Origin of the sequence: Streptomyces sp. CLV115 (assembly GCF_038448545.1) — a bacterium.
In the GTDB taxonomy this organism is placed as follows: domain Bacteria; phylum Actinomycetota; class Actinomycetes; order Streptomycetales; family Streptomycetaceae; genus Streptomyces; species Streptomyces sanglieri.
In genome coordinates, this window is record NZ_JBCEWQ010000033.1 from 1 (window position 1) to 26,726 (window position 26,726).

The following is a 26,726-nucleotide window of genomic DNA, read 5'->3' on the forward strand; positions in this document are numbered from 1 at the left end:
CCTCGTCCGACCCGATCCCCAGATCGTCCAGATCCCACGACACGACCGGCTTCTTCTTCGCCGCCATGATCCCCTTGAACGACGGATACCGCGCCTCACCCGACTGGTCCGTCACCGACACCACCGCCGGCAACGAAGCCTCCAGCTGCTCCGAAGCACTGTCACCGTCACGACGGCCCCGCACCACCCCGTCCCCGACCGACACCTCGGACAGCAACGTCACCTGCGGCACACCCAGACGCTCCGCCAGCAACGCCGGAACCACACCCATCGACCCGTCCGTCGACGCCATCCCCGACACCACCAGGTCGTACCCGGCCTTCTCCACAGCCTTCGCCAGCACCAGCGACGTACCCATCACATCACTGCCGTGCAGACCGTCGTCCTCGACGTGAACCGCCTTGTCCGCACCCATCGACAACGCCTTGCGCAACGCGTCCTTGGCATCCTCCGGACCCACCGTCAACACGGTGACCTCCGCCTCGTCCGCCTCGTCCGCGATCTGCAACGCCTGCTCCACCGCGTACTCATCGAGCTCCGACAGCAGACCGTCCACATCCTCACGGTCCACCGTCAGGTCATCGGCGAAATGCCGGTCACCGGTGGCGTCGGGCACGTACTTCACACAGACAACGATCCTCAAGCTCACGCCGGCTCTCCTACCTGGGTGTGGTTCGTAGGGATGACAATATGGCACTCAGTACCCTCTGTAAAGGAACCTGGTGCCAGAATGCGCCTTCCGGTGCTACGTTCCCGGCATGACTGACGCGCGCAGACCGGCGAAGAAGGCACCGATGCGGGAGGTGCTCGCCCAGGCGGCCTTCCAGCTCTTCCTGGAGCGGGGCTTCGAGCAGACCACGGTGGACGACATCGTGGCGCGGGCCGGGGTCGGACGACGGTCGTTCTTCCGGTACTTCCCGTCCAAGGAGGACGCGGTCTTCCCGGACCACGAGCGGTGCCTCGCCGACATGACCGCGTTCCTGGGGCGGGCCGGCGACGCCGACCCGGTGGACGCGGTGAGCGACGCGGCCCGGCTGGTGCTGCGCATGTACTCCGCCGATCCCGAGTTCTCCGTCCAGCGGTACCGGCTCACCCGGGAGGTCCCCGGGCTCCGCACCTACGAACTGTCCGTGGTGCGGCGGTACGAGCAGACGATGGCCGGATATCTGCGCGGCAGGTACGGCGAGTCGGGCGACGGGGCGCTGCGCGCCGAGGTGATCGCCGCGTCCGTGGTCGCCGCGCACAACAACGGGCTGCGGACCTGGCTGCGTTCGGGCGGCGAGGGGGACGCGGAGGCCGCCGTCGACCACGCCCTGGCGATGGTGCACCGGGTGTGGGGGAGTGCGGCGGAGGAGGGCCGGGCCGCGCCCTCGGTGGACGGCGACGTGGTGGTGATGGTCGCCTCGAAGGGCGCTCCGATGTGGCGCGTGGTGCAGCAGATCGAGTCGGCCATCGGGCAGGACTGAGCCCCGGTCCCGTCTGAACTGGCACTGAGTGTCTTTACTGTTCGGCACTCAGTGCCCTATGGTGCGGACGCGCCGACGCGCAGGTGCGGCGCATCCGAGCCGAGCGCAGGGGGTCGAACGTGTCCCAGTCATCAAGTGGCACCGTGCAGACGGTGCATGAGGAAGCCGGCCTGGAGTACAACCGGTGCCGCTGGTGCGGCACGGCCTCCTTCCGCAGGCTGCTCTGCCCGGTGTGCGCGTCGGGCGACCTGAAGCCCGAACGCAGCGCCGGCCTGGGTGTTGTGGTCAGGTCCGGTGTCGTCCACCGCTACACGGAGGCCGCGCGCAACGAGTCGCTCGTCCGGCTCCCCGAGGGCTTCGTGTTCCGCTGCCGTGTCGTGGGCGCGGCACCGCACCGGGTGTCGGTCGGCGCCCGGGTGCGACCCGTCGTGACGGACGGTGCGGACACGGGCGAAGTGGTCTTCGAGCTCTGCGAGCCGCCCGGGGAAGACGACTGGTTCTGAGGGGGTCCCCGGGGCCGGGCCGGACGTGACATCACGGCCGGGCGCCGGTCTACGCCGGCCCGGTGGGCTGCCAGGCGGACCGCTCGGTCGTCCGCTCGGTGGCCTCGCGTTCACCGGCGCTGACCAGCCCCGTCTCGTAGGCGACGATGACGGCCTGAACACGGTCCCGCAGCCCGAGCTTGGCGAGGATGCGGGCCACGTGCGTCTTGACGGTCGTCTCGGCCAGGTGGAGGCGGTTGGCGAGTTCGGCGTTGCTCAGCCCGCGGGCCAGCAGGCCGAAGACCTCCAGTTCGCGCGGGGTGAGCGCGTCGAGGTCGCGGTGGAGGGCGGCGGTTTCGCTGTCGTGCCGGGTGCCGTATCGATGCTCGCCCCCGGCGAAACGCTGCACGAGGCGGCGGGTGATGGCGGGGGCGAGCAGGGCGTCGCCGGTGCGGACCGTGCGGACCGCCGCGGTCAGCTGCTCGGGGGTGACGTCCTTGAGGAGAAAGCCGCTGGCCCCGGCGGACAGTGCCGCGTAGACGTATCGGTCGAGGTCGAAGGTGGTCAGGATGATGACTCGGGGGCTGTCGGGGAGCGGCGTCCGCCCTGCTGGAACGCAGTCGTGGGCCCGGGGAGGGGCGAGGATGCGGCGGGTGGCCTCCAGACCGTCCATCTCGGGCATCCGGACGTCCATCAGCACCACGTCGGGGCGTGTGCGGCGGACCGCTTCGACCGCTTCGGCCCCATTGGTCGCCTCGGCGACGACGTCGATGCCGTCGGCGCCGAGGATCAACCGGAATCCGGTGCGGACCAGGGTCTGGTCGTCGGCGAGAAGCACACGCAGCGGCTCGGTCACGGTGTCTCCAGGGGGATCAGGGCCTCCACACGGTAGCCGCCGGTCGGACGGCGGCCGGTGTTCAGGGTTCCGCCGTAGACGGCGAGGCGTTCGCGCAGACCGATCAGCCCCCGGCCGCTTCCGGCGGCCGCGCCCGGGTGTCCACCGCTGTCGGTGACCTCCACCCTGAGCCGTTCCGGTCCGTATGCGACGGTCACGGCGGCGGTGGCGCCGGAGGCGTGCTTCACGGTGTTGGTCAGGGCTTCCTGGACCACGCGGTACGCGGCGAGTTCGAGGCCGGGCGGGAGGGGGCGGGACGGGCCGGTCACGGTCAGATCGACGCGCAGCCCGGTGTCCCGGACCCGTCCGACCAGCGTTTCCAGCTGGCCCAGGCCGGGTTGCGGGGCCAGCTCCGCCGCCGCATCGGCCGGGCCTGCACCTTCGTCCGCTCCCTCGCCCTCGTCGGCCATGGTGAGCAGCCCCATGACGTGCCGCAGCTCGGTCATGGCCGCCCGCCCTCCCGACTCGACGGCGAGCAGTGCCTCGCCCGCCTGCTCGGGGGAGGTTCTCATGATCTTGCGGGCGGCACCGGCCTGGATGATCATCACGCTGACGTTGTGCGTGACGACGTCGTGCAGTTCGCGGGCGATCCTGGCCCGCTCGTGCTCGACGGCCCGGCGCAGCACCTCGGCCTGTTCGCGTTCCAGGGCGGAGAGCCGGGTGCGGCCCTCGTCGGTCCGGATCTTCCAGGTGCGCAGGCCGACCGCGGCCACGGCCATCGGGATCAGGATCAGCAGCGCGATGTATTCGTTGGGGACGATCGGTGTCACCGAGTTCCCCGCGGTGCCGACCAGGACGACCGACACCGGCAGCGCCGCCAGGGCCGCCACCCGGTACGGGCTGTACACGGCGGCGCTGTAGACGGCGACGACGAACGCGTAGAAGGTCAGCCTGAGGACACTCTGCGGTGTCGCCAGCGTCGCGGCCGTCACCACGCACAGCACGGCGAGCGGGTAGCGGCGGCGCAGCGCCAGGGCCCCCGAGGCGATCGCCGCGAGGGTCACCATGAAGGCCAGTCCGCCGGGGCCGGAGGGCCGCGCCATGACGTGCTCCACGCCCGGCGCGATCTCACGCACCACGACGTTGCCGGCGTTGTCGATGCCGTAGTAGACGGTGACGACTCCGAGCGTCAGTGCCACCAGCACGTCGAACTGCCGGGCGCGGCGGGCGGGCCGCAGCGGCGGACCGCTCGGAAGCCCGGCGTCGCGGACGGTGCGGCGGGCGGCATCCCGCAGCTGCTCCACCGTCGTACGTACGGTCATCACCGGTTCATTGTCGCCGCCGGGCGGAGCCGTGGGAGTCCGTCTCGACGGTCGTTGCCGCCGCACCGGATACATCGCCCGCCTACATCTCAGGGATGACGGCTTCGGGGCTCGTACCGGCTCGGTACCGCATGGGGTTCGGGCGGGCGACGCGCAACGGCCCGGCCGGCTCCTAGCGTTCACGCAGCCGACCGCCCGTACCCGAGGAGCCCTTCATGACCATGCCGGTGATCGAACTGTGCGAGGTGAGCCGCCGGTACGACGACGGTCCGCCCGCTCTGCACGAGGCGTCGCTGACCGTGCGGCCCGGCGAGGCCGTCGCGATCCTCGGCCCTTCCGGCAGCGGCAAGTCCACGCTGCTCAATCTGATCGCGGGCCTGGACCGGCCGGACACGGGGACCGTCACCGTGGACGGGGTGCGGGTGGACCTGCTGGGCGAGGCCGGATCGGCGCTCTACCGGCGGTCGAAGATCGGCATGGTCTTCCAGTTCTTCAACCTGCTCGACGATCTGACCGTCACCGACAACGTCGTCCTGCCCGCGCGCCTCGCGGGCACGGCGCGTGGCAAGGCGGACCGCCGGGCGGTGGAACTCCTCGAACTGCTGGGCATCGACCGGCACGCCCGCACCTACCCCGGGCGGCTGTCCGGCGGCGAGCGGCAGCGCGTCGCGGTGGCCAGGGCGCTGATGAACCGGCCCGCGCTGCTCCTGGCCGACGAACCGACCGGGGCCCTGGACACGGCCGCCGGACAGGACGTCAGCAGGCTGCTCGCCGGCCTCAACGCCGAGGGCCAGACCGTCGTCGTGGTCACCCACGACCTGGCTCTGGCCCGGTCCTGCACGAACCGGACCGTCCGGATCGCCGACGGCCGGATCACCGAGGACGTCCGGTCGGCCTCCGTCGCCCCGGAGGCCGTGCGATGAGCGCGCTCGGCAAGGTGGTGCGTTCGGGGGTGGGACGACGCCGGGTGCAGACGCTGGTGATCGGGCTCGCCACGATGATGGCGGTGGCCGCCTCCGTCCTCGGCGGCTCGCTGCTCGTGGTGTCCGGCGCGCCCTTCGACGACGCCTTCGCCCGGCAGCACGGCGCGCATCTGGCCGTGCAGTTCGACGCGGGCGAGGTGAGTGCCGGGCAACTCTCGGAGTCCAGGGAGACCGAGGGGGTCAGCGGTGCGGCCGGGCCGTTTCGTACGGCGACGGTGACCCCGCGGGAGGACGGGGCGGGCCCCGGTTGGCCGATGACCGTGGCCGGTCGTTCCGGTCCCGGGCGGGAGGTGGACGAGGTGGCGCTGCTCGACGGCCGGTGGCCCACCCGTTCCGGTGAGGTCGTGCTGTCCGCCGACTCCTCTCTCATCCCCGACCTGGGCAGAAGAATCGCCTTCTCCCATCTGCCCGGCGGCCCGACACTGACGGTGGTAGGTGTGGCCCGCTCGGTCACGCGGACCGCTGACGCCTGGGTGGTTCCGTCCCAGATGCCGGCGCTCACGGCGCCCGGCGGTGGTGGCTACCAGATGCTCTACCGCTTCACCGAAGCGGACACCGTCGCGCGGATCACCGCGGGCGGCAGGGCCGTGAGGCAATCCCTGCCACCGGGAACAGCCGCCGCCGGCGAACAGTCATGGCTCACCGTCAGGAAGAGCGCCGAGCGCGACACCGCCCTCTACGTCCCGTTCCTCATCGCGTTCGGCGCCCTGGGCCTGATCATGTCGGTGCTCGTCGTCGGCAACGTCGTGGCGTCGGCCGTCGGCACGGGGACGCGCCGCATCGGCATCCTCAAGGCCGTCGGCTTCACCCCGGCCCAGGTCGTGCGGGCCTACGTGGGACAGGCGCTGATCCCGGCCGCCGCGGGTACGGTCCTCGGCGTCCTTGCCGGCCACCTGCTCGCCGTCCCCGTGCTGGCCGAGACCGGGGAGATCTACGGCACCTCCTCCCTGGCCGTAGCCCCCCAGGTCGACCTGGGGGTGATCGCCGGGGTGCTCGGCCTGGTGGCGGCGACCGGGTGGGCGGGGGCCTGGCGGGCCGGCCGGCTGCGTACGGTCGATGCGCTGGCCGTCGGGCGTACCGCTTCGGCGGGGCGCGGCCGGTGGGCGGCCCGCCTGGCCGGACGGCTGCCGTTGCCGCAGCCGGTCGCCCTGGGCCTGGCCCGGCCCTTCGCGCGGCCCGCCCGCGCACTGGCCATGGGCACGGCGATCCTGTTCGGCACGATCGCCGTCACGTTCACCGTGGGTATGGGTGCCTCGCTCGGTCAGGTGATGAAGGCCAAGGCCCACGACGCCGCCGATGTCGTGGTGCCCGTGCCCGCGCCGGACTTCGGACCCGGTGGGCCCGGCCCCGGGAAGCGGTCCAGGGCCGACCCGGCCGCGGTCGCCGCTGCCATCGAGGCCGCCGCCGGGACCGGGGAGTACTACCGCGCCGCGCGGGTCCGGGCGACCGTGTCCGGTCTGAACGGCACCACCGACGTGATCGCCTTCACCGGCGACGCTTCCTGGGGCGGTTACACGATGGTCGCGGGCCGCTGGATCGACGGGCCCGGCGAGGCCGTGGTCCCGACCCCCTTCCTGGCCGCCACCGGCACCCGCATCGGCGCCACCGTGACCCTGAACGGTCTGGCCGAGCCGGTGACGGTCCGCATCGTCGGCGAGGTCCTCGACCCCCGCAACGACGGCATGCAGGTCTTCACCGACGTCTCGACCCTCGCCGCCGCACATCCCGACCTGACGGAGACGAGCCATCACCTCGTGGTCACGCCGGGCACCGAAGTGACCGGCTACGTCGACGCGTTGAACAAGGACCTGGCGCCGCTGGGGGTGACCGCCCGGGCCGGCGGGCCCGACGGCGGCAGCGACATGGTCGTCACGCTCAACACGCTGTCCGTGATCCTCACGCTGATGCTCGTCGCCGTCGCCGCGCTCGGCGTCCTGAACGGAGTGCTGCTCGACACCCGCGAGCGCGTCCGGGAGATCGGCGTCCACAAGGCACTCGGCATGACGCCCCGTCAGACCATCGTGACGGTCCTCACCTCGGTCGTCGTGACCGGCCTTGTCGCCGGTGGTCTGGGGGTGCCGCTCGGCGTGGCCCTGCACGGCCGGGTCCTCCCCGCGATGGGCGACAGCGTCGGGCTGCGCCTCCCCGACTCCGTCATCGCCGTCCACCACGCGGCCGAACTGTTCCCGCTCGCACTCGGTGGGCTGCTCATCGCCGTCCTGGGGGCGCTCCTGCCCGCCGGCTGGGCTGCCGGGGCCCGGACCGCCACGGCCCTGCGCACCGAATAGGACGTCACATTCCTGGTGCCCCGAGCACGGGGCGGTCGTCATCGCGGCCCGGCCCGGCGCGGAACGCCCGGCGGTGTGTGTGCCCGGTGTTGTGCCCCGGAGAGTTGAGGAAGCACCTGCGGAGGCAGGTGGCCGAGGGGAGTCCGGCGCGGCGGACGAGGGCGCGCACCGAGAGGCCCGCGTGCGCGGCCGGGTCCTAGACGGCCGTTGTTCGCCGGGCCGCCCGGCCACCCGCTCCGGCGACGGGGCCGGTGTGCCGTCGATCCGCGTGGGATGCGGCGGCGCCGCGCACCCGCAACTGCCCACCCTCGCGGTGGGGCAGGACCATCGTCCGGGCGGCATGAGCGGCGTACCGGGCGCCCTGGCCGCTGCGGACCAGGCGCATGCACAGGCCGATGCCGGCTCCGGCGCCCGCGCTGACAGCGGCGACTGAACAGTGCGGGCCCGCCCGCCTATGGTGCGCGGTCCAGGACGCCCCGCTCCGTGGTGACAGGATGTCCGGCGGGGAGCCGGACGGTCGAGGCGGCGAGGCGGCGACGCGGCGGGGCGGCGACGCCGTGATGCGACGAGGGGGATGTGTGGCACGCACCGTGGGCGAAATGCTGGACGAACTGCCGTGGGAGCAGCTGGAGTCGGAGCTCGGGCGCGACGCCGCTGCGGAGTCGCGGCGCGCCCCGCGGAGGCCGGCGGACAAGGGGGCGTCGGCGACCGAGGAGGACCGCGGCCCGCTGTCCGACTGTGTCGCGCCGGACCTCCGGGGCGTGACCGCCGTCGCGACCGCCGCGCTGCCGTTCGTCGCCGCGCTGGCCGGCCATCCGGACATGGGGGCCCGCGCCACGCTCGTCCGATCGTCAGCGGAATCCGACCGCTGCTTCGCCGCCTTCGCCGCCTTCGACCGCTGACCCGCCGCCTCCTGCGGCGGCACCGTCGCGCCGTCGAGGGCGTCTCCGTCGCCATCGGACGCGGAGAAGCCGTCGGACTCGTCGACGAGTCCGGCAGGGGCTCCGCCGCCCCGGTCCCACCATGCCCTGCCCCATGCCCCGTCCCAGGCCCCGACCCGGTCGAGCAGCCTTCCCGCGAACGCATCGCGCCGCACCGCGAGTCCCCGGCCCGCCGGCCCTCCCGCCGGGCTGCCGCTTCCGGAGCCGCTGCCTGCTCGCCACCGAGCGGTGCCGCACCGAGGTCCCGAAGCCGCGTGCACTCCCCGACGCCCGGCAGGTCTCCCGCCACCTCGTCGGCGACGACGGCGCGGCACCGGACGCCGCCGCCCGACCGCCCCGTACATACGATCCGTTCCACCCCTTCCGCACGCCGCAGCAAGGAGTCGCATCCGTGTTCACCACCCGGCCCACCCTTCAGGGCACCTTCGGCATGGCTTCCTCCACCCACTGGCTCGCCTCGCAGTCCGCGATGGCGGTCCTGGAGAACGGCGGCAACGCCTACGACGCGGCCGTCGCCGCCGGATTCGTCCTGCACGTCGTCGAACCGCACCTCAACGGACCGGCCGGCGAGGTGCCGATGATCCTGGCGCCGAAGGACGGCGAGGTGCGGGTGCTGTGCGGCCAGGGCCCGGCCCCCGCGGGTGCGAGCGTCGCCCACTACCGTTCCCTCGGCCTCGACCTGGTCCCCGGCACCGGCCCGCTCGCCGCCGCCGTGCCCGGCGCCTTCGACGCCTGGATGCTGCTGCTGCGCGACCACGGCACGAAGACCGTCGCCGAGGTACTGCGGTACGCCATCGGCTACGCCGAGCACGGCCATGCCCCCGTCGAACGGGTCGGCCAGACCGTGGAGACCGTCCGCGAACTCTTCGAGACCGAGTGGCAGTCCTCCGCCGAGGTGTACCTGCCCGGCGGCAAGGCGCCCGGAACGGGCCGGCTGTTCCGCAACCCCGCACTCGCCGCCACCTGGCGCCGGCTGATCACCGAGGCGGAGGAGACCGGCGGCACGGACCGGACCGCCCAGATCGAGGCCGCCCGCAAGATCTGGAGCGAGGGCTTCATCGCCGGGGCACTGGTCCGTCAGGCCGCCCGCCCCACCATGGACACCAGCGGCACCCGCCACACCGGCACCCTCACCGCCGCCGATCTGGCCGGCTGGTCCGCGTCCTACGAGGCGCCCGTCACGTACGACTGGAACGGCTGGACGCTCGCCAAGGCGGCGGGCTGGAGCCAGGGCCCCGCCTTCCTCCAGCAGCTCGCCCTGCTCCCCGCCGAGCTGCCCCGGTACGGCAGCGCCGACTACGTCCATCTGCTCATCGAGGGCTGCAAGCTCGCCATGGCCGACCGCGAGGCCTGGTACGGCGACGCCGCCGACGTACCCCTGGACACCCTGCTCTCCAAGCCGTACAACGCCGAGCGCCGCGCCCTCGTCACCGCCGAGGCCTCGTACGAGCTGCGCCCCGGCAGCCCGGACGGCCGCACCCCGGTGCTCAGCGGCCACGCCCACGCGGTCGCCGCCGGCGAGAGCGGCTTCGACGCCTTGGGCATCCCGACGGCGGGTGTCGGCGAGCCGACCGTCGCCAAGGACGGCACGACCCGTGGCGACACCTGCCACGTCGATGTGGTCGACCGCTGGGGCAACATGGTCTCCGCGACGCCCAGCGGCGGCTGGCTCCAGTCCAACCCGGTCGTGCCCGAACTCGGCTTCCCGCTCGGCACCCGGCTCCAGATGGCCTGGCTGGACGAGGGCCTGCCGAACACCCTCACCCCGGGCCGGCGCCCCCGCACCACCCTCACCCCGTCCCTCGCGCTGCGCGACGGCGTCCCCGTCATGGCGTTCGGCACCCCCGGCGGCGACCAGCAGGACCAGTGGCAGGTGCACTTCTTCCTGGCGGTGGCGCTGCGCGCCGGGATACGCGGCGGACTCGACCTCCAGGGCGCCATCGACGCCCCGAACTGGCACAACGACAGCTTCCCGGGCTCCTTCTTCCCGCGCGGGATGCGCCCCGGCAGCGTCACCGTCGAGGAGGGCATGGACCCGGAGGTCGTCGCGGAGCTGCGTCGCCGCGGCCATGACATCACCGTCGGCGACCCCTGGTCCGAGGGCCGGATGTGCGCCGTGGCCCGCGACCCGGAGACCGGGGTGCTGTCCGCGGCCGCCAACCCGCGCGGCATGCAGGGGTACGCCGTAGGACGCTGAGCGGCCACTTCCCCGACATGACCAGGTTGTCGGGGTTCCGGCGGGACGTGATTGGCTGGGGGCATGATCGATGAATTCCTGGCAGGAGACCTGACCCGGGTCGAGGCAGCGGTACGCGCAGCGGCCGCCGCCGAGATCATGCCCCGCTTCCGGCAGCTCGCCGCGCACGAGATTGTCGAGAAGAACGGCCCGCACGACCTCGTCACCGTCGCCGACCGCCTCGCCGAGGAGCACCTCACCGCCGCGCTGACCGAGCTGCTGCCCGGCTCGGTCGTCGTCGGCGAGGAGGCGGTCCACGCCGACCCGGCCGTGTACGAGGCGCTGGGCGGCGACGCCCCCGTGTGGATCGTCGACCCGGTCGACGGCACCCGCCAGTTCGTCCGCGGCGAACCGGGCTTCTGCACCCTGGTCGCCCTCGCCCACCACGGCGAGCTCCTGGCCTCGTGGACCTACGCCGCGGCCCTGGACGAGATGGCGATCGCGGTCCGTGGCCGCGGCGCCACCCTCGACGGCGAACCGATACGCGCCGGCTCGCCCGTCCCCGGCGCGGTGCTGCACGTGGCGATGTCGCACCCCGACTACACGACCGACGCCCAGAAGCGCGCCCTGCTCGGCCTGCGCACCGAGGGGTTCGAGACCCGGCCCTGCGGATCGGCCGGGCTCGAATACCTCTACGTGGCCCTCGGCGAGCAGGACGCGGTGGCCTTCAACTGGGAGTACGCCTGGGATCACGCGGCGGGCCTGCTGCTGGTCGCCGAGGCGGGCGGCGCCCAGGCGACCCTCTCCGGAGCGCCGTACCGCATCACCGGCGGCAACACCCTGCCGTTCACGGCGGCCCGCGACGAGGCGACCGTCGAACGCGTCCTCCGGGCGCTCCGCGGCGGGGCCTGACCGGCGCGCTCCGGGTCAGGCCAGGAGCTCACGGGTCAGCGCCGCGAGCCGGGCACGGGCCTGCGGGTCGTACGCCTGCTCATGCGCGGGCGCTTCCGTGAACCGGTCGAAGTATCTGCCGGTGACATGGGCGAGGGCCGGATCGGTGATCAGCCGGACGGTGGGGCGTACGCCCTCCTCGACCGGAACGGCCGGCGTGAGCCCGTACTCCCGCACGCCCCGGGTGTCCATCAGGTGCGCCGGGTGCAGGGCGTTGACCGTGACTCCGCTGTCCGAGATCCGGTCCGCCAGGTCGAAGACCGACATGATCAGCGCGAGCTTGCTGCGGCAGTACGCCTCCAGCCCCTCGTAGCCGCGCTCCATCATGACGTCGTCGAAATCGATGGGCGCCTGGCCCATCGAGGCCACATCGACCACCCGGGCGGGCGCGGACGCGGTGAGCAGCGGCAACAGCTCACGGGTCAGCAGGACGGGCGCCAAGTAATTGACCGCGAAGCGGAGTTCATGCCCCTGCCGGCTCACCTCGCGCCGGAGCGGAGCGGCGCCGCCACCCGCCACCGCATTGTTGACCAGGACGTCCAGCCGGGGTTCCCGCTCGCGTACCTCGGCTGCCACGGCCCGGACCTGGTCCAGGTCGGCCAGGTCCGCGAGGTAGCTGCGCACAGCGGCTCCGGATCCGGCCGCACGCACCTCGGCGGCGGTTTCGTCCAGCCGTGCCGGATCCCGGCCGTGCAGCAGCAGCGTCGCGCCCCGGCGCGCCAGGTCGAGTGCGAGGTGGCGGCCCATTCCCTGGGTGGCACCGGTGATCAGAACGGTCCTGTCGAAGGCGGGATCCGGCCCGACCCGCGCGGCAGCGGGCTCCGTGGCGCGGTTCTTCACCGAGCGAGTGTCCATGGATTGGGTTATATCAAGACCTTGACATAACATCCAGCCTTGACCGATGGGCGTGGCTGTACGCTCGCCGTCATGGGAATGACCGCCGACGAACGCCTGGGCGCGGACATCAAGCGCGCGGAGCAGGTCCTCATGGCGGCCAAGAGCGCCGCTCTCAAGGACGCGGGGCTCACCGTCGCCCAGTACGCGGCACTGTTCGCCCTCGACGGCAGCCCGGGGATCTCGGGAGCCGCGCTGGCACGGACCTGCCTGGTCACACCGCAGGCGATGGCGGCGGTTCTGAAACACCTCGAAGAGCGCGGACTGGTCGTCCGCTCCGCGCACCGGTGGCATCAGAAGATGCTGGAGACCCGGCTCACCGACACGGGCCGTGAAGCGCTCCGGGTCGCCGACGAGCGGGCGGTGCGGATCGAGCGCCGGCTCGCCGACGAGTTCACCCCGGAGGAACGGGACACCCTGCGGGCCCTGCTCGCGCGCTGCGGCACGGCCATCCGGCGGGACTGAGCGGGCCGGGGCGCGGGCGTCCGTCCGGCGCCCGGCAGCGGCCCCGGCCCTGTCTCAGCGCTCCCCGCCGCCCGGCCCGAGCGCCGCCCGGACATCCCGTACCAGTTCCGCGGCCCGTTCCACCGCCGCCGGGTCCAGGCCCCGCAGCGCCCCGCCGATCCGTTCCGTGTACCGCGCCGGGGTGTCCGGCAGCGCGGCAGCCGCCGCGGACGCGCCCTTCTCGTTCAGACACCAGGTGCGGTGGTGGGCGTGGAGGGACTGGGCGAGGACGCCGAACGCCCGGGACAGGCACAGCGCGACATGGAGCGTATCCCCGCCGGGGGCCGACTTGCGGGCGGCCGCCACCGAGAAGTCCGCCTCCCAGGCAGCATCCACGAGCGCGGTGCGCAGCGCCTCCGGATAGTCCCGGACCTGCTCCTGAAGCATCGACAATTCCCCGTGCGGGTCCGCGATCACGCGCCCCAGCGCAACCTCGCCGGGGTATGCGGGCGACCAGAACCCGAGCGGGTGCCCGGGCTGCACACCCACTTCGAAGCGCCCCTCGCGGCAGTCGGCCCAGACGGCCTCCACCCGGTCCAGATCGCGCAGGATCCAGTCCACCGGCACGCCGTCCACCCGCAGCCAGGCCCCGCCGTCGACCCAGGGCCCCCACCCGCCGGGACCGGCCACCTCGACGGGCGAACCCTGCACCTCGCGGGCCAGCGCGGTCAGCGCTGCCACATCGGGGGTGCCCCGGTAGTACACGCCCAGATCCCAGTCGGAGTCCGGACGGTGGGTGCCGCGGGCCCGGCTGCCGCCCAGCGCGACGGCACGGATGCCGGGCACCGAGCCGAGCCGGGCGGCCATCTCGGCGATACGGGCGGGCACGGCGGCTTCGCCGGCTGTCGCGGGCACGGCCCGGCTGTTCGGTGTGTTCATGGCGCGGCGACGATACCCGCCACCGTGCTGTCGGCGCCTCGGAATATCCTGGGTGCCCTGGCCGTCGGCTGACGAAGGAGTCCGAAGGTGCCGTCGATGCTCGATGCAGTCGTCGTGGGGGCGGGCCCCAACGGACTGACCGCCGCGGCCGAACTGGCCCGCCGCGGCTTCGCCGTGGAGGTCTTCGAAACACAGGACACCGTCGGAGGCGGTGCCCGGACCGAGGAGCTCACCCTCCCCGGCTTCCGCCACGACCCCTGTTCCGCCGTCCACCCACTGGGCATCGGCTCACCCGCGTTCGACGCGATGCCGCTCGCCCGGCACGGGCTTCAGTGGCTCCAGCCCGAGCTGGCGCTCGCCCACCCGTTCCCGGACGGCACGGCCGCCGTGCTCACCGGTTCGGTGGGGGAGAGCGCCATGTCGCTGGGGGCCGGGGACGCGGGGGCCTACCGCAGGCTGGTCGCGCCCTACCTCGGCCACTGGGACACCCTCGCCCAGGACTTCCTGCGCACCCCGTGGGACGGGCTGCCCCGTGACCCCTACCGCTGGGTGCGCTTCGGTCTCGACGCGCTCCAGCCCGCTTCGCTGCTGTCCCGCCGCTTCGGCGGTGCCAAGGCGCGCGGCCTGTTCGCCGGGCTCGCCGCCCACGCCATAGCGCCCACCAGCGGCCTGGCGACCGGCGGGATCGCCCTGCTCTTCGCGCTCGCGGCCCACGAGAAGGGCTGGCCCGTGCCGCGCGGTGGATCGCAGGCCATCTCCGACGCCCTCGCCGCGTACATACGCGAGCAGGGCGGCACGATCCGTACCGGCACGGAGGTCAAGCGCCTGGACGAGCTGCCGCCCGCCCGCGCCTACGTCTTCGACACCTCGCCGACCGCCCTCGCCCGGATCGCCGGACTGGGCCACGCCTACCGCGGCTACCGGTACGGTGCGTCCTGCTTCAAGATCGATTACGCGCTCTCGGGCCCCGTCCCCTGGACCGCCGAGGAAGCCCGCCGGGCCGGTACCGTCCACATCGGCCCCACGGCCGGCGAGATCGACGCCGCGCTGACGGCCGCCGTGACCGGCCGTGATCCGAGCGTGCCGTTCCTGATCACCGCACAGCCCAGCCTGGTCGACCCGTCCCGCGCACCCGAGGGCCGGCACGTCTTCTGGGTGTACGGACACGTCCCGTCGGGCTGGGAGGGCGACGCCACCGACGTCATCGAACGGCAACTGGAGCGCTTCGCCCCCGGCTTCCGCGACCTGGTGCTCGCCCGCGCGATCGCCGGACCGCCCCGGCTCGCGGAGCGCAACGCCAACTACGTGGGCGGTGACATCGCGTGCGGCGCGTTCTCCGGCCTCCAGACGGTGATCCGGCCCAAGCTCGCCCGGGTGCCGTACGCGACGGCGCACCCGGCGGTGTTCCTCTGCTCCTCGGCCACCCCGCCCGGCCCCGGGGTGCACGGAATGTCGGGCCACCACGCGGCGAAGGCGGTCTGGCGGCGCCTGCGGGCGGCCTGAGGGCCACGGCAGCTACCGCGACCAGGTCCGACAACGCCGGATCGGGCCGGCCATCGCGCACCGCAGGCCACTTCGCGACACAGGGCTGGGCACCTGCCGCTGGGCCTTCGAGCGCAGTTTCGTCCGGCTCTCCGAATCCGGCTCTGACCGGACTTGCGTGAAAGCTCAGCCCGGTGACCAACTCCGTTGGTCATCCAGGGACCGCGGTTCTAACCTGATGAGGTGATGAAACCGGAGGGAAGCCTGGTGCCGCGCCCGGGCGCGCGCGTGGTGTTGCTGGACGACGCCGGCCGGCTACTGCTGTTCTCTGCCCTGAACAAGGAGGACGGTTCCGTTCGGTGGTTCACCCCTGGAGGAGGGCTCAAGCCAGGCGAGAGCCACGAGCAAGCAGCTCTACGGGAGTTGCAAGAAGAAACCGGGCTGACGAACCTCTCGCTGGGTCCGGAGATTTGGCGAGGGCACCCGTGGACAGCGGTCCGGGGCGGCGTCGCCTATGAGGTTCGCCAGCGCTACTACGTGGCCCGGGTGCCTGCGTTCCAGATCGACACCTCGGCCTTCGAAGAGATCGAGAAGGCCGCGATCACCGGGCACCGCTGGTGGACCATGGCGGAACTGGCCGCGACCTCGGATGTGCTGCGGCCGGCTGAGCTGCCGAGACTACTGGCGTCCTTGCTGACCGACGGCCCACCGGACCGACCGATCCCCGTGGACGGCTGAGCGCACGCCCTTGGACACACCGCCGACCAGTGGACGGCCGAACGCGAGGCCGGGCCCTTCCGAACCGCGCCTGTCAGGGACACGGACCAGCAGGACCCGGGACAGCCGGACTGTCGCCCAACGCCTCCGGGCCACGGCGGGCACACATCCACAGACGTGATGACACCCGGCAGGGGCGGCTCCCGAACCCGTTGACGATCACGGACTTGTGCCGGGCTCATCCTCGTCACGGACGGAGCAGATCGGCTCCCGGAATCGCCGATGCAGCGGCTCCCGTTCACCCCGACGGAATCAACCGTGCGAAGCGACGTCTGAATGGCGCCACTTGCAATACCCGGAACGCCTTCGCGGTGACGCCCGGCGCAGGGTATCCACGCGACAGTCCTGCATGCGTGGTTGCGCGCCAAGTGATTGGCAATCATCAATCACTTGCACCAGGCTGGCAGCCATGTACCGAGACTCCCTCTGGTTCCATCAAGAGTTCCGGCGGCTTTGGGCGGGGCAGACAGTCGGTCAGTTCGGCACGTACGTGGGACAGACCGTGCTGCCCCTGCTCGCGGCGACGACGCTGAAGGCGTCGCCCTTCCAGATGGGGGTTCTGACCGCGGCCGGGACAGCCGCCTTCCTCCTGATCGGCCTGCCCACCGGGGTGTTGGTGGACCGCGTGCGACGAAGGCCTGTGATGCTGACGGCCGACTTCACCCGGGCTGCCCTGCTTCTCACCGTTCCCCTTGCCGCCTGGGCCGATGCGTTGACGCTCACTCAACTCATCGTGGTGGCTTTGCTCACCAGTGCGGCCACGGTGCTTTTCGACGTTGCCCACCAGTCCTATCTGCCGTCCGTGGTCGGGCGCGACCAGCTCATGGAGGGCAACACCAGGCTTCAGTCGAGCCTCTCCGCCGCCGAGGTCACCGGCCCCGGCGTCGGGGGCGGGCTCGCGCAACTGGTCGGCGGGGCGACCGCCGTCCTGACGACATCTGTCAGCCATCTGATCTCCGGCCTCCTGCTGCTCCGTATCAGGTCCCCGGAGCCCAAGCCCATGGGCCACGACGGCAATCGGGTACGCACACAGATGAAGGAGGGGATGGGGTTCGTACTCGGAGAGGAGTCGTTACGGGCCATCACTGTCTCCACCGCCCTCTCCAACCTGGCAGTCACGGTTCTGCTGTCGATGCAGATCCTGTTCCTTACGCGCGACCTCGGTCTGACGCCGGGCGTCGTCGGTGCAGTCCTGGCACTGAGCAGTGTGGGCGGGTTGCTCGGGGCGCTCACCGCCGGTCGCTGCGCCAAGTGGATCGGTCCCGCCCGCGCCATCTGGCTGATTCCGCTGGTCATCTCGCCCGCGGCGCTGGTCGTGCCCCTCGCCGAGCCCGGCCCGCTGACCGTTCTCTGCGTTCTCGGCCTTGCCCTGCGCGCGTACGGCACCACGGTCTTCAACGTCGTCAACGTCAGCTACCGGCAGGCGATCTGTCCCCGCCGGCTGCTGGGACGGGTCAACGCCACCGTACGTTTCATCACCTGGGGCGCGATGCCCGTGGGCGGCCTGCTGGGCGGTGTCCTCGGGGCCTGGATCGGCGTCCGGGCCACCCTGTGGGTCTCGTGCTCCGCGCTCGCCCTGACCCCTCTGCCACTCCTCCTGTCCCCGCTGCGCACCCTGCGGGAGTTTCCGGCGGTCACGGAGGACGAGGTCCCCTCCCACGGCTGAGCGCGTCTTTCACAGCTGTGGACGGACGGCGATCACAGGCTCGGGTAGAGGGCGATGTACACCGCCGTCCGCTCGGTGTCCGGCGCGACGGGATCATGGTCGAACTCCTCGAAGAGCTCATCCAGTCGCCGTTCGTACTCCTCCCGCCGCTCCGGTGTGAGATCCAGTACGAAACGGACCTGATCGACATCCTTCATGTCGAGCTCGCCCGCCTCGGAAAGAAAGGCCTCCAACATCGCCTCGGCGACGGGGCCTTCGCTCCGGGGTCCTCGGGCCCGGGGGAGACCCCCGGACCGATAGGGGATCTCCTTGGCGCCCCGATTCCCCCGACGAGGGGGCTGCGGTTCCAGGAGCCCCGCATCCACCAGCTTGCGTACGTGGTGAAGTGTGGTCGCCGGATCTCTGCCCAACCGCTCGGCCAGCTCCTTGTTCGTCATGGCCTGCGTGCGCGTGAGCCGGATGATGCGGAGCCGCACCCCCGATGCGAGGGCGCTCGCTCGTACCTCGGCGGCGTCCCGGCGATGATTCGTCATGGCGCGAGCCTAAGAGCTCGTGACACGATCTTGTGACCTCGGGCGCCACCGACGCATGGCCGCCTGTCCGCCCGCGATATGCGGACTGCGGACCGCGACGAGGGCAGCCTGACGTCCTGGCCCACGCCGACCCGGGCCACCTCGCCTCCGCCGCCGGACCGGTACCCGTGCCTCGGCGCTCCGGACGCCGGCCCGGGAATCCGCACCGGCCCGAGGGGGCGGGGCCGGCCGGCGCCGGGTGGTGATCCTCCTCTTCCGGGGCGGGAGTCGACCGGCCGCCCGGGGTCAGCGGACCGGGTCGAGGAACGAGTCGAACGGGGCCGGCAGCCGTCTCCACGCCTCGGGGCCGGCGGCGTACTCGGTGTCGGTCAGCAGGCAGGACTCCAGGAGCCGGGCCAGAGCGTCCCGGTCGAGGCCGGGGGAGGTGAAGACGAGGTGCTGGCAGCGGTCGCCGTGCTCCGGGTGCCAGTCGAGGGCGGCCGCCGCCCTGCGGACCGGAGGCACCAGGTCCCACGCCGCGTCCGGCAGCGAGGCCAGCCACGGTCCCGCGCTCTCCACGCAGAGCGCACCACCGGCGGCGTCCCAGGCCAGCAGGGTGTCGGGCCGGTCGGCGAGCCAGAAGCGGCCCCGGCTGCGCGCGGCCGCACAGCACAGCTCCTCCAGCGCCCGGAAGAGCCGCTCGGGATGAAACGGTCGGTGGTGGTGCCAGACGAGGGTGGCGACCCCCGCCTCGTCCGCTTCCTGCGGCAGCAGCGCGCACGCGGGGTGCTGGGCCGCGGCCGCCGATTCCACGTCGAAGCCCGCGACGGCCAGCCGGCCCAGTTCCGCGGAACCGACCTCCACCTGACGGGCCGTCGGGTGGAGCTGTGAGAGCAGCGCGCGGTCCTCGTCGTCGGCCGCCCCGTCGTCGGTGAGGACGAGCACCGGCGCGTATTCCAGCTGGCGCGCCCAGGTGTCGCCGACCGTCCGCCGGTCCGTGGCGGCGGCCGCGAGACCCGCGTCGGCCAGATCGTCGCCGTTGCCGAGGCAGGGCATCACCAGGGCGGGGTCGACGGCCGTCATCACACCGGTGAGTTCGAGGGCCTCGCCGCCGTGCGTGACGACGGCCTCGGCCATCGCCCTCGGTTCCACGGAGTCCCACAGTTCGACCACCGCGAGCCGGGTCCGCCCGTCGGCGGCCAGCCGCTCCAGCTCCGGCACCAGGTCCTCGCGCAGCGCACAGCAGGCGCAGTCGTCGACGAGCGGGGTCTGCCCGTGCGACAACTCGCCCGCCGCGTCGCGGACCAGGCGCCGCACGGTGCCCTCCGCGGCCGCGGACAGATCGTGGTGGAGCGCGACGCTGCCGGGGACGGTGTGCAGCAGCCGGTCCACGGCCTGCCTGCGTGCGTCGGAGTGGAGCCCGGCGACGATCACCACGGGCAACCGGTCGCCGTCCCGCATCACTTCGCCCCGCCTCGGCCGTAGCGGCGCTCGAACCGCTCGACGCGGCCCGCGGTGTCCAGCACCCGCGCCGTGCCCGTGCAGAAGGGGTGGCTCGCGGAGGAGATCTCGACGTCGACGACGGGGTAGGTGTTGCCGTCCTCCCACTCGACCGTCTTCGGACCGGTCAGGGTGGATCGGGTGAGGAAGGCGGTGCCGGCCGCCTTGTCGCGGAAGACGACAGGGCCGTACGCGGGGTGGATTCCGGGCTTCATGGCGGTGTCCTTCTGGGTCGGTGGGGGAGGTTCAGCGCTCTTCGCGGAAGTCGACGTGCCGGCGGGCGACCGGGTCGTACTTGCGCAGAACCATGCGCTCGGGGTCGCTGCGGCGGTTCTTGCGGGTGACGTAGGTGTAGCCGGTCCCGGCCGTGGAGCGGAGCTTGACGACGGGGCGTAGTTCGTTGCGAGCCATGACCGCTACTATATGGCAATGATTTCCATTTCCAACAAGTGGTTGTCCACGGAAAGCAGGTAGCACCATGTCCGCCCACTGCCAACTGACCGGCGCCCGGCCGGGCTTCGGCAACAACATCTCCCACTCCCACCGGCGCACCTCGCGCCGCTTCGACCCCAACATCCAGCGCAAGAGGTACTGGCTGCCGAGCGGGGGCCGGTATGTCCGGCTGACGCTCGCCGCCAGGGCGATCCGGACCGTCGACAGCATCGGGATCGAGGCGGCCGTCGCCCGCATTCGGGCCCGGGGAGGGAAGGTCTGATGGCCAGGAAGAGCAAGATCGTCAAGAACGAGCAGCGCAGGGCGACCGTCGCGCGGTACGCCGCCCGCCGCGCCGAGTTGAAGGAGATCGTGCGCCGGCCGTCCAGCACGGACGCCGAACGCCGGGCCGCCGCGGACGAGCTCTGGCGCCAGCCGCGCGACGCCGCCGCGAACCGGGTGCGCAACCGGGACAGTGTGGACGGGAGGCCCCGCGGTCATCTGCGGAAGTTCGGCCTCTCCCGTGTCCGCGTCCGCGAGCAGGCCCACGCCGGATTCCTGCCGGGGGTCACCAAGTCCTCCTGGTGAAAGCCGCGCCGGGCGGGAGGCTCGACGTCGGGGGCGGGCTGTCGGCAGGCCGGACTCCGGGCCGGTGAGCGGTGCCGGCCCGGCCCCGGTCCCGGTCCGGTCGAGGTCCTTGGCGCCGACCTTCACGGAACCTGATCCGCCGGGTTCGATTCTTGGAAACCCGGTACCGTCCCGGACCCGGTGAAAGAACCTGTGCCGCACGGCTGCCTGCGGAAGTCCGGCCGCTCCCGCGTCGGGGCGTACGCCCCGACGCGGACTTCTCGCCCCGGAGCCGGGGCCCTTGGCCGGGCCCGGTCCGCCGGGCAGGCCCCGGGGCAGGGCGTCGAGGAGTTCCTGGCGGCGCGACGTCGATGTCGGATTCTCGCCAGCCCCCACGTGCCGGGTGACCGATGCTTGAGCCATGCACACCGACACCGAGCGCTGCGTGCGGGCCGTCCGCTCCAAGGACGCCCGATTCGACGGCTGGTTCTTCACGGCGGTCCTGACCACCCGGATCTACTGCCGTCCCAGCTGCCCGGCCGTGCCGCCCAAGGTCGAGAACATGACCTTCTACCCCAGCGCCGCAGCCTGCCAGCAGGCCGGATTCCGGGCCTGCAAACGGTGCCGGCCCGACACCAGCCCAGGCTCCCCGGAGTGGAACGCCCGGGCCGACTCCGTCGCCCGCGCGATGCGGCTCATCCGGGACGGTGTCGTCGACCGCGAGGGCGTCCCCGGACTCGCCGCCCGGCTCGGCTACTCCGCCCGGCAGATCGAACGCCAGCTGCTCGCCGAGCTCGGCGCCGGCCCGCTCGCCCTGGCCCGCGCACAGCGCGCCCAGACCGCCAGACTGCTCATCGAGACGACCGGACTCCCCATGGCGGAAGTCGCGTTCGCCGCCGGATTCTCCTCGATCCGTACCTTCAACGACACCGTCCGCCAGGTCTTCGCACTCGCCCCGGGCGAGCTGCGCAGCCGCGCCACCCGGTCCCGGACGCCCCCGGCCACCCCGGGCGTGATCGCGCTGCGGCTGCCCTACCGCGCCCCGCTCAACCCCAGCAACCTCTTCGGCCACCTCGCCGCGACCGCCGTCCCCGGCGTCGAGGAGTGGCGCGACGGCGCCTACCGCCGCACCCTCTCCCTGCGGTACGGGCACGGCATCGCCGCCCTCACCCCGCACCCCGACCACATCGCCGCCCGGCTCTCCCTCACCGACCCCCGCGATCTCACCCTCGCGATCAGCCGCTGCCGCTGGCTGCTCGACCTGGACGCCGACCCGGAGGCCGTCGACGAGCAGCTGACCACCGATCCGCTGCTCGCCCCACTGGTCCGCAAGGCACCGGGCCGGCGGGTGCCGCGTACCGTCGACGGCGCGGAGTTCGCCGTACGGGCGGTGCTCGGCCAGCAGGTCTCGACCGCCGCCGCCCGCACCCACGCGGCCCGGCTGGTCCGCGCGCACGGCCTGCCGGTCGACGACCCGGAAGGCGGCCTCACCCACCTCTTCCCGGACCCCGGCGCACTCGCCGGGCTCGACCCGGAACAGCTCGCCCTGCCGCGCAGCCGCCGCACCACCCTCACCACCCTCGTCGGCGCACTCGCCGACGGAACACTGAGCCTGGGCACCGACACCGACTGGGAACAGGCGCGGGCCGAACTGACCGCACTGCCCGGCTTCGGCCCCTGGACCGTGGAGGTGATCGCGATGCGGGCGCTCGGCGACCCGGACGCCTTCCTCCCCACCGACCTCGGCATCCGGCGCGCCGCCGAGGAACTCGGCCTGCCCTCGACACCCGCGGCGCTCACCGCCCGCGCGGCCGCCTGGCGCCCCTGGCGCGCGTACGCGGTCCAGTACCTGTGGACCGTGGACGACCACCCCATCAACCACCTGCCCACCTGAGAAGCCGGGAAGTCCAGCCATGACCGATCCGCATCCACCCGCGGCGAACCGGCAGCACACCGTCGTCGACAGCCCGTACGGCCCCCTCACCCTCGTCGCCACCGACGGGGTCCTCGCGGGCCTCTACATGACCGGCCAGCGGCACCGCCCGCCCGAGGAGACCTTCGGCGAACCCGACCCGCGGCCCTTCGGGGAGGCCGTCCGCCAGCTCGACGCCTACTTCGCCGGGGAGCTGCGCACCTTCGACCTGCCGCTGCGCCTGGACGGCACCCCGTTCCAGCGCAGCGTCTGGGAGCAGCTGCGGCTGATCCCGTACGGCGAGACCCGCTCGTACGGCGAACTGGCCGAGAACCTCGGCAGACCGGGCGCCTCCCGTGCGGTGGGGCTGGCCAACGGCAAGAACCCGGTGGGCATCATCGTCCCCTGCCACCGGGTCATCGGCGCCTCGGGCGGCCTCACCGGCTACGGCGGCGGACTCGACCGCAAGCAGCGGCTGCTGGCCTTCGAGAGCGGCACGCAGGACGACACCCCGGCGCTGTTCTGACATCCCGAGCGCCGGGGAACGAAGAGGGCGGGCCCGGACACCAAGGTCCGGGCCCGCCCCGAAGCCACCTGCGGGCGTGGCGGCCGTCAGCCGGTGAAGATCTCCACCAGGGTCCAGATCGCCAGCCCCAGCATGCAGAGCCCGCCGATCCGCTGGACCGTCTTGAGCGGCACCCGCTTCGCGATGAACCGGCCCGCCAGCAGCGCCAGCGCCGAGACGGACATCAGAGCGGCCGCGGACCCGATCGCCGTGGACCAGGTGCCGTTGCTCGCGGCCAGGTTGGCCGTGGTGATCTGGGTGAGGTCGCCCCACTCGCTGATGAAGACGGCCATGAACGCGGTCGAGTAGACCGGCCAGAAGCCGGTCACCGTCTTCGTGCCGCCGTCCTCGTCGTCATCGCCGCCGCCGGCACGCAGCAGCATGAAGGCCCCGAACCCGAACAGGGAGGCCGAGACGAGCTTGACGATCCAGTCGGGCAGCAGCCCGATCAGGCTGCCCGCCCCCACCGCGATGGCGACATGGACGATGAACGCGGACGACGTGCCGAACCAGACGTACAGCGGTCGCATGCGGGTGCCCATGGCGAGCGACGCGAACATCGTCTTGTCGGGGAGCTCCGCAAGGAAGATCAGACCGAAGGCGGTGAGGATCGCCCAGGGGTCGAGGTGCATTCCGGGTGGCTTTCTGTGAGAGCCGGGCCCCGGGCCTTTCGCGAAGCGCCACTCGGGCGTCCGGAGGACCACTCGGCCCGGCATGACGTCGGCGCCCACTGGACGCGGGCGTGTCATACCTGACCGAAGGTCTCGCCCGCCCGTGACGGTCCACGGGCCCGGCCACCGGGAACCCGAGGGCTCCAGTGTGTCGACGACCGGTTTGCGGGGCTACTCCCCTTCGCAGCCATCAACTCTACCCCACCCGCTCACCGCCCAGAGCAGGTGTTCGATCCGGCGACGGGGATCGGTACAGTCCCCTGGTGATCACCCGCCCCCGCACCGCAAGCGCCCCCGCATGAGCCGCCGCACCCGCAGGGCGGCCCCCGCCGGGGGCACGCCCGCCCCCACCGTAAGCGTCTGCCGCGGCTGCTGCTGCGGAACGCCCAAGATCCCGGACGTGGACCACGCCGGCCAGCTCGCCGAGCTGCGGCGCTCGCTCGGCGAGGTCGCCACGGTACGTGCCGTGGAGTGCCTGGACGCCTGCGAACGGGCCAATGTCATCGTGGTCCAGCCGTCGGCCGAGGGGCGCCGCGCGGGCGGCAGGCCGGTCTGGCTCGGCCTGGTCAACGACCCGGACGCCGTGACCGACATCGTCACCTGGGTCGAGGCGGGCGGTCCGGGGCTGGTGGACCCGCCGGAGATCCTCGACCTGTACACCTTCCGCCCCTCGCGGCGGATACAGCAGCAACTCGACCACTGAGGCCGGCGGACCACGGCACCACCCGCCCGCTCAGCCCCCGGAAGCCCCGCCGGAACCCGTGCCCGGCTCCGTACCGGAGGCCAGCCGCCCCAGCAGCGCGGGCAGCGCCGTACCGATGGGCTCGCGGACGATCGTCTCGGCCAGTTCGTCGTACGGGGTCGGCTCCGCGTTCATCATGATGAGCCGCGCCCCGTTGTCCGCCGCGACCCCGGCCAGCGAGGCGGCGGGGTGCACCTGGAGCGACGTACCGACCGCGACGAACACCTCGCAGGCCTTCGCGATCGACACCGCCCGGCCCAGCACCACCGGGTCGAGCCGCTCCCCGAACATGATCGTGGCCGGTTTCAGGATGCCGCCGCAGACCGTGCACGACGGGTCGGCCTCTCCCGCGTCCACCCGGGCCAGCGCCTCGGCCATCGCGGAACGGGCGTGACAGCGGGTGCAGACCACCTCGTGCACGGTGCCGTGCAGCTCCAGTACCTTGCGGCCGGGGAGTCCGGCGCGCTGGTGCAGCCCGTCGACGTTCTGCGTGATCACCCGCACCGGGGTGCCGGACCGCTCCAGCTCCACCACCGCGCGATGGGCCGCGTTGGGTTCCACGGCCCGGGCCGCGCCGGCGCGCCTCATCAGCCAGGAGCGGCGGCGGATCTCCGGATCGCCCATGTAGAAGTCGTACGTGACGAGCTTCTCGGCCTCCGGGTCCTTGCGCCACAGACCGTTGGGCCCGCGGTAGTCGGGGATGCCGGAGTCCGTGGAGATGCCGGCGCCGCTGAAGATCGCGACGAGAGTCATGCCGAGAGCCTAAGCAGCGCCGGTCACCGTCCGCGAGACGATTTCCGTCAGACCGCCGGACCGGCGGGCCTGAACGGTGACGGGGTCAGGCCCGTCCAGGTGTTCAGCTCGGCCCGCGCCGTCTGCTTGGTGACGCCGCCGTCCTGGAGCGTGCCGCTGCGCGCGACGTAGAACCGCCCGTCGTCGAGCGACACCAGGCCGTACTGCCCGTACTGTCCCGGCGCCGGCCACCCGTACGTGTCCGTGGCGGCGTCGTGCGCGCCCTTGCGCAGCAGTGGGAGCAGCAGGCCCTGCTCGGGGCGCTGCTGCCCGCGGACGGGCCCGCGCACCGGTTTGCGCGCACCGTCCAGGGCGAAGACCGAGTAGCCGGGGAAGCCCGGCTTGGTCCCCTTGTAGACGGCCATCAGCCAGTTCCCGCTGTGCCCGTCGTACTCCAGGTTCTGCACGCCGTAGGTGGTGTTCCCGGTGTACGCGAAGAACTTGCCGTCGGTCCGGGCGGGCCCGCTGGTGTGCGGGGCCGACTCGGTCAGCGGGCGCTCGTACTTCTTCCACCCGGTGACGTCGTACTGGAGCAGCACCTGGTGGTCGTTGTCCGCGCGGCCCGCGTTGGCGTACACGCCGTACGCGACCGTGAGCCGCCTCGCGGCACGTTTGCCGCGCCCGTCGCCGAACGCCGGACCGAAGGCGACGCCGTCGATGCCGCTGCAGCCGTAGCGGTGGTCGGGGGTGTTGCCCGTGTCGCCGTCGAAGACCCCGTCGCCGTTCATGTCGGCGGTGAAGTCCTTCACGACCTCCTTGAGGTAGACGGTCGAGACGACCCCGGTGGACTGGGCGTCCATGTCCATCCGGGTGATGCGGTCGACGTCGAGGATCGCGATGTAGAAGGACTTCGCCTCCTTGTACTCCAGCGAGCCGTAGACCCGGCCGTCCTTCTCGTCGAAGTCCAGATCGCCGAGGTGGCCGGTGAATCCGGTGACCGAGCCGACCGGCTTGCCTTTGAGATCGGTCTTGACCAGAAGATTGGTCATGGAGAAGTACATGAAGCCCTTGCGGCGGTCGATGGCCATGCCCTGGACATGGCCGGACTGCCAGGCGCCGCCGTCGACCGACAGCGGCGGCCTGCTGTGTGCGGCCCGGGCCGCGGCCGAGGCCGACGCCGGGTCCGCGAGTGCCGTCGGAGCCATGGCGACAACTGCCGTACAGGCGAGCGCCGCGACGATCGTGGCCGGTCGTCCGCCGAGGTGTCCCGTGTGCGTACGCATGATCCCTCCGCTGTCGTGGAGTCCGGATGATGCCGGTCGAGCGTGCACTGCGGACCAATGGCACATGAACTCGCGAGTCCGGCAGCCGTCGACCGGACTACCAGCCGACGAGCGGTCAGCACAACGGGACAGAACGGTTGTTCGTGAGGAATGCCGCCCTCGGG

Annotated in this window: 28 protein-coding genes; 16 read left to right on the forward strand and 12 right to left on the reverse strand. The window is 72.5% G+C overall.

The features are described 5' to 3' along the window. A partial coding sequence (locus AADR41_RS14455; protein WP_342281788.1) for an electron transfer flavoprotein subunit beta/FixA family protein occupies positions 1–649 on the reverse strand: 649 nt, incomplete at its 3' end. A gap of 145 nt (positions 650–794) precedes the next feature. Between AADR41_RS14455 and AADR41_RS14460 the strand changes: the two genes are divergently transcribed. Both AADR41_RS14460 and AADR41_RS14465 read left to right on the forward strand, forming a co-directional pair. Then, entirely contained in the window at positions 795–1,466 is a 672-nt protein-coding gene (locus AADR41_RS14460) for a TetR family transcriptional regulator (protein WP_342281841.1), read from the forward strand. Between the two features lie 143 nt (positions 1,467–1,609). Then, positions 1,610–1,969, forward strand: coding sequence for a Zn-ribbon domain-containing OB-fold protein (locus AADR41_RS14465; RefSeq protein ID WP_342281789.1), 360 nt, complete (start codon positions 1,610–1,612; stop codon positions 1,967–1,969). A gap of 49 nt (positions 1,970–2,018) precedes the next feature. Here the strand turns inward: AADR41_RS14465 and AADR41_RS14470 are convergent, their stop codons facing one another. Further along, positions 2,019–2,804 (reverse strand): response regulator transcription factor, encoded by a 786-nt coding sequence (locus tag AADR41_RS14470; protein WP_342281790.1) that lies wholly within the window; start codon positions 2,802–2,804, stop codon positions 2,019–2,021. Further along, positions 2,801–4,105, reverse strand: a complete 1,305-nt coding sequence (locus AADR41_RS14475) for a sensor histidine kinase (RefSeq protein ID WP_342281791.1) — start codon at positions 4,103–4,105, stop codon at positions 2,801–2,803. Before AADR41_RS14475 ends, AADR41_RS14470 begins: the two co-directional genes overlap by 4 nt. A 215-nt stretch (positions 4,106–4,320) precedes the next feature. Here AADR41_RS14475 and AADR41_RS14480 point away from each other — a divergent pair, with 215 nt between their 5' ends. The 5 genes from AADR41_RS14480 (at position 4,321) to AADR41_RS14500 (ending at position 11,405) form a co-directional block, all read left to right on the forward strand. Then, positions 4,321–5,028, forward strand: coding sequence for an ABC transporter ATP-binding protein (locus AADR41_RS14480; protein WP_342281792.1), 708 nt, complete (start codon positions 4,321–4,323; stop codon positions 5,026–5,028). Beyond that, positions 5,025–7,376, forward strand: coding sequence for an ABC transporter permease (locus AADR41_RS14485; RefSeq protein WP_342281793.1), 2,352 nt, complete (start codon positions 5,025–5,027; stop codon positions 7,374–7,376). The genes AADR41_RS14480 and AADR41_RS14485 overlap by 4 nt, the downstream gene beginning before the upstream one ends. A gap of 578 nt (positions 7,377–7,954) precedes the next feature. After that, positions 7,955–8,278 (forward strand): hypothetical protein, encoded by a 324-nt coding sequence (locus tag AADR41_RS14490; RefSeq protein WP_342281794.1) that lies wholly within the window; start codon positions 7,955–7,957, stop codon positions 8,276–8,278. A gap of 430 nt (positions 8,279–8,708) precedes the next feature. Further along, positions 8,709–10,514 carry a gamma-glutamyltransferase family protein gene (locus AADR41_RS14495; RefSeq protein WP_342281795.1) on the forward strand — a complete coding sequence of 602 codons (1,806 nt, stop codon included), beginning with the start codon at positions 8,709–8,711 and terminating at the stop codon, positions 10,512–10,514. Positions 10,515–10,577: 63 nt separating this feature from the next. After that, positions 10,578–11,405 carry an inositol monophosphatase family protein gene (locus AADR41_RS14500; protein ID WP_342281796.1) on the forward strand — a complete coding sequence of 276 codons (828 nt, stop codon included), beginning with the start codon at positions 10,578–10,580 and terminating at the stop codon, positions 11,403–11,405. Between the two features lie 15 nt (positions 11,406–11,420). Here AADR41_RS14500 and AADR41_RS14505 read toward each other — a convergent pair whose 3' ends face one another. Further along, positions 11,421–12,299 (reverse strand): SDR family NAD(P)-dependent oxidoreductase, encoded by an 879-nt coding sequence (locus AADR41_RS14505; protein WP_342281797.1) that lies wholly within the window; start codon positions 12,297–12,299, stop codon positions 11,421–11,423. A 72-nt stretch (positions 12,300–12,371) separates the two neighbouring features. On the opposite strand from AADR41_RS14505, the gene AADR41_RS14510 reads away from it, so the two are divergent. Continuing rightward, on the forward strand, positions 12,372–12,803 hold the full coding sequence (locus tag AADR41_RS14510; protein ID WP_342281798.1) for a MarR family winged helix-turn-helix transcriptional regulator: 432 nt from the start codon (positions 12,372–12,374) through the stop codon (positions 12,801–12,803). A gap of 54 nt (positions 12,804–12,857) precedes the next feature. On the opposite strand, the gene AADR41_RS14515 is transcribed toward AADR41_RS14510, so the two are convergent. Then, the gene (locus AADR41_RS14515) at positions 12,858–13,649 is read right to left on the reverse strand and encodes a nucleotidyltransferase domain-containing protein (protein ID WP_342281842.1); all 792 of its coding nucleotides are present in this window, start codon (positions 13,647–13,649) and stop codon (positions 12,858–12,860) included. A gap of 159 nt (positions 13,650–13,808) precedes the next feature. On the opposite strand from AADR41_RS14515, the gene AADR41_RS14520 reads away from it, so the two are divergent. The 3 genes from AADR41_RS14520 to AADR41_RS14535 all read left to right on the forward strand — a co-directional run bounded on the left by AADR41_RS14520 (position 13,809) and on the right by AADR41_RS14535 (position 17,646). Further along, the gene (locus tag AADR41_RS14520; protein WP_342281799.1) at positions 13,809–15,224 is read left to right on the forward strand and encodes a phytoene desaturase family protein; all 1,416 of its coding nucleotides are present in this window, start codon (positions 13,809–13,811) and stop codon (positions 15,222–15,224) included. A 225-nt stretch (positions 15,225–15,449) separates the two neighbouring features. Beyond that, positions 15,450–15,941 carry an NUDIX hydrolase gene (locus tag AADR41_RS14530; protein ID WP_342281843.1) on the forward strand — a complete coding sequence of 164 codons (492 nt, stop codon included), beginning with the start codon at positions 15,450–15,452 and terminating at the stop codon, positions 15,939–15,941. A gap of 448 nt (positions 15,942–16,389) precedes the next feature. Then, on the forward strand, positions 16,390–17,646 hold the full coding sequence (locus AADR41_RS14535) for an MFS transporter (protein WP_342281800.1): 1,257 nt from the start codon (positions 16,390–16,392) through the stop codon (positions 17,644–17,646). A gap of 32 nt (positions 17,647–17,678) precedes the next feature. Here the strand turns inward: AADR41_RS14535 and AADR41_RS14540 are convergent, their stop codons facing one another. The 4 genes from AADR41_RS14540 to rpmG form a co-directional block, all read right to left on the reverse strand. Beyond that, positions 17,679–18,179: an ArsR/SmtB family transcription factor gene (locus AADR41_RS14540; RefSeq protein WP_342281801.1), complete on the reverse strand. Its 501-nt coding sequence runs from the start codon at positions 18,177–18,179 to the stop codon at positions 17,679–17,681. 285 nt (positions 18,180–18,464) lie between these two features. Continuing rightward, positions 18,465–19,619, reverse strand: a complete 1,155-nt coding sequence (locus AADR41_RS14545) for a CobW family GTP-binding protein (protein ID WP_342281802.1) — start codon at positions 19,617–19,619, stop codon at positions 18,465–18,467. Continuing rightward, positions 19,619–19,873: a type B 50S ribosomal protein L31 gene (locus AADR41_RS14550; protein WP_342281803.1), complete on the reverse strand. Its 255-nt coding sequence runs from the start codon at positions 19,871–19,873 to the stop codon at positions 19,619–19,621. The genes AADR41_RS14545 and AADR41_RS14550 overlap by 1 nt, the downstream gene beginning before the upstream one ends. Positions 19,874–19,904: 31 nt before the next feature. After that, positions 19,905–20,069, reverse strand: a complete 165-nt coding sequence (rpmG, locus tag AADR41_RS14555) for a 50S ribosomal protein L33 (protein ID WP_266687626.1) — start codon at positions 20,067–20,069, stop codon at positions 19,905–19,907. A 67-nt stretch (positions 20,070–20,136) separates the two neighbouring features. Here rpmG and rpmB point away from each other — a divergent pair, with 67 nt between their 5' ends. The 4 genes from rpmB to AADR41_RS14575 all read left to right on the forward strand — a co-directional run bounded on the left by rpmB (position 20,137) and on the right by AADR41_RS14575 (position 23,095). Further along, a complete protein-coding gene (rpmB, locus tag AADR41_RS14560) occupies positions 20,137–20,373 on the forward strand; it encodes a 50S ribosomal protein L28 (RefSeq protein ID WP_342281804.1) in 237 nt (78 codons plus the stop codon). Next, on the forward strand, positions 20,373–20,678 hold the full coding sequence (gene rpsN, locus AADR41_RS14565) for a 30S ribosomal protein S14 (protein ID WP_342281805.1): 306 nt from the start codon (positions 20,373–20,375) through the stop codon (positions 20,676–20,678). Before rpmB ends, rpsN begins: the two co-directional genes overlap by 1 nt. 400 nt (positions 20,679–21,078) lie before the next feature. Next, complete coding sequence (locus tag AADR41_RS14570; protein ID WP_342281806.1) at positions 21,079–22,551, forward strand: AlkA N-terminal domain-containing protein; 1,473 nt, start codon at positions 21,079–21,081, stop codon at positions 22,549–22,551. Positions 22,552–22,570: 19 nt separating this feature from the next. After that, positions 22,571–23,095, forward strand: a complete 525-nt coding sequence (locus AADR41_RS14575) for a methylated-DNA--[protein]-cysteine S-methyltransferase (protein WP_342281807.1) — start codon at positions 22,571–22,573, stop codon at positions 23,093–23,095. An 86-nt stretch (positions 23,096–23,181) separates the two neighbouring features. On the opposite strand, the gene AADR41_RS14580 is transcribed toward AADR41_RS14575, so the two are convergent. Continuing rightward, the gene (locus AADR41_RS14580) at positions 23,182–23,766 is read right to left on the reverse strand and encodes a TMEM165/GDT1 family protein (RefSeq protein ID WP_342281808.1); all 585 of its coding nucleotides are present in this window, start codon (positions 23,764–23,766) and stop codon (positions 23,182–23,184) included. A gap of 337 nt (positions 23,767–24,103) precedes the next feature. On the opposite strand from AADR41_RS14580, the gene AADR41_RS14585 reads away from it, so the two are divergent. Further along, positions 24,104–24,508: a (2Fe-2S) ferredoxin domain-containing protein gene (locus tag AADR41_RS14585; RefSeq protein ID WP_342281809.1), complete on the forward strand. Its 405-nt coding sequence runs from the start codon at positions 24,104–24,106 to the stop codon at positions 24,506–24,508. A gap of 30 nt (positions 24,509–24,538) precedes the next feature. On the opposite strand, the gene AADR41_RS14590 is transcribed toward AADR41_RS14585, so the two are convergent. Then, a complete protein-coding gene (locus AADR41_RS14590; RefSeq protein ID WP_342281810.1) occupies positions 24,539–25,300 on the reverse strand; it encodes an SIR2 family NAD-dependent protein deacylase in 762 nt (253 codons plus the stop codon). A 47-nt stretch (positions 25,301–25,347) separates the two neighbouring features. Then, the gene (locus tag AADR41_RS14595) at positions 25,348–26,562 is read right to left on the reverse strand and encodes a hypothetical protein (protein WP_342281811.1); all 1,215 of its coding nucleotides are present in this window, start codon (positions 26,560–26,562) and stop codon (positions 25,348–25,350) included. Positions 26,563–26,726 lie beyond the last annotated feature (164 nt).